Origin of the sequence: Prosthecobacter sp. (genome assembly GCF_049294395.1) — a bacterium.
In the GTDB taxonomy this organism is placed as follows: domain Bacteria; phylum Verrucomicrobiota; class Verrucomicrobiia; order Verrucomicrobiales; family Verrucomicrobiaceae; genus Prosthecobacter.
The window spans coordinates 1-1,927 of sequence record NZ_JBAQCR010000101.1 but is presented as its reverse complement, the minus strand read 5'-3'; the positions used below and the strand labels follow the sequence as shown (position 1 = coordinate 1,927).

The following is a 1,927-nucleotide window of genomic DNA, read 5'->3' as shown; positions in this document are numbered from 1 at the left end:
ACGGGCAAAGTGCTTCGCGGCCTTCAACCGCCGTTTTTCCATTTCCTGGTGATCTCTTTGCTTGCTCATCCAAGCATAATACACCGGGAAACCAACCTTGTCAGGCTATTATACAAGTCTCAATAGTAGCCTCGGCGATGAGTTACAGGCAGAAGGTCGATCTCATGGTGGAACTCCACAAGAAACGAAATCCGAAATACGGAGGCACGGCTAGCTTGCATACGATCCGGAGGGCGCTCTTTACCGCAGAGGAATTTAGAAATCGAATAGTGCACTCCTTTTGGGCAATAGAATGCGGAGAAACAGATCGCTGGGTCCGAATCAAGGCTTCATTGCGAGGTAAGAGTGGACTCAATATTATATCGAAAAATGCAGAGTACCTTGATTTTGAGGAATGTGATAAGGCTCTGATGAAAATTCGGGAGTGGATGATTGCGAGCGAAGAGGGCCTTGTCAGCGCCATTCAGATCCTTGAGAAGGCAGAAGAAGAAATTGAAAAAGGAGCCTAACAAAACGGATGCATGCAACGGCTCGTATGGCATCTGTCGTGTCATCGGTGCCTCCCGCTCGCCGTCGCCTGATCCGAGTCGTTATCCGCGAAAAAAATGAGGCCAAGGACTTCACTGAAAGCGAATAGCAGGCGCTAACCGCGCTCTGCATCACGCCGGGCGCGCAGGAGCGGGAAGCCGAGGGAGAGGATGAGGAGGGGGATGACGTAGCCGCTTTTGAGGGCGTGGATGGGATCTCCGGGCATGCCGCGCTGCTCGACGAAGTAGAAGGCGTAGGCGGCGAGGGGCCAGCTGAGCAGGAAGAGGATGGCGGAGGCGAGCAAGGGAAGGAGCCTGACGCGGACGCCGAAGAGGCGGCAGAGGAGGCTGAAGGTGAGCGGCACGAGGACGATGAGGAGGAAGCTGACGAGTTTCTCGGTGGCCATCGAATGTTGATCGTTATCGCCAAACGGCATCCAGCGGCCAAAGGCGGTCATGAGGAGGCGTTCCACAACGACATACACGGCTGTGGAGTACACGAGGAGGGTGGCGGCAAAGGCCCAGGGGCGCTGCACGCGGGTGACGCTAAGGACCCAGAGGATGAAGGCGAGGACGCCGGCGGGGATGGCCCAGTGAAATTGCCCGATCCATTTGAGCGAGGCCCAGCCGGTGGTTAGTTCGAGTTCGGCACGCCAGGCGATGCCGGCGATCAGGGCGATGAGCCAGAGGGTGGTGCGCGGGTGCTTGTTGAGGCTGGAGTCGCGGCTGCTCATGGGGGAAACGGAAGTGCTGACTCCTCGTGGTGTCATTCTTTGGGGTGCGTGAGGCAGATTTTGAGCAGCGATGTGAAGGGTGGAAGTTCGGTTCCAAACTCGGAGTGCAGGCGATTTTTTGGAGACTGACCCCGATGCACTGCATTGAGGCAGCCTTTCCCAACCCCGCTGCGGCGCAACTGGGCTGCTTTGCCTGAACCGCTCAGGGCGGTGTGAGGAGCTGCGCGTCTTCGAGATTGAGCTGGAGCTGGCGGACGCCCTGAGGGGTGGTGATGATGTCGATGCGGGTGATGGTGCCGCTCATGGTGAGGGTGGCGCCGAGGCCGGCTTTGGCGATTTCTGCGGCATTGGCGGTGGGCATGTAGAGGTGCACCCACTGCTGCTGGATGGCTGGGTATTTGCCGCTGAGGAGGCCGGGAGCGGCGCGGATTTGGAATCTCTCGGGGCTCTTGGGGAGGGCGGCGGCGGCTTCGGTCTTGAAGGTGAACTTGAAGGGCTTGCGCAGGGCGAGGGTGGAGAGGGCGGCATTCAGCGCGGGGATGGAGTCGGCGGCCAGCGGTGCGGTGCTGAGGGTGGCGCGGGAGGCTTCGGGGAGCGCATCGAGGATGCGATCAAGCGGGTAGTCTGCGGTCTGGACGGGTGCGGCAGGCGGCGTAGGCATGACGA

At 59.5% G+C, this 1,927-nt stretch carries 3 protein-coding genes; 1 reads left to right on the top strand and 2 read right to left on the bottom strand.

The window, feature by feature from the left end; translation table 11 throughout:
- A partial coding sequence (locus tag WAW39_RS06435; RefSeq protein ID WP_422316957.1) for a hypothetical protein occupies nt 1-509 on the top strand: 509 nt, incomplete at its 5' end.
- Nucleotides 510-643: 134 nt separating this feature from the next.
- Here the strand turns inward: WAW39_RS06435 and WAW39_RS06430 are convergent.
- Both WAW39_RS06430 and WAW39_RS06425 read right to left on the bottom strand, forming a co-directional pair.
- Entirely contained in the window at nt 644-1,261 is a 618-nt protein-coding gene (locus WAW39_RS06430) for a hypothetical protein (RefSeq protein ID WP_422316955.1), read from the bottom strand.
- 202 nt (nt 1,262-1,463) lie between these two features.
- Nucleotides 1,464-1,927, bottom strand: a 464-nt coding sequence (locus WAW39_RS06425; protein WP_422316953.1) for a hypothetical protein, incomplete at its 5' end; no start/stop codon positions are given.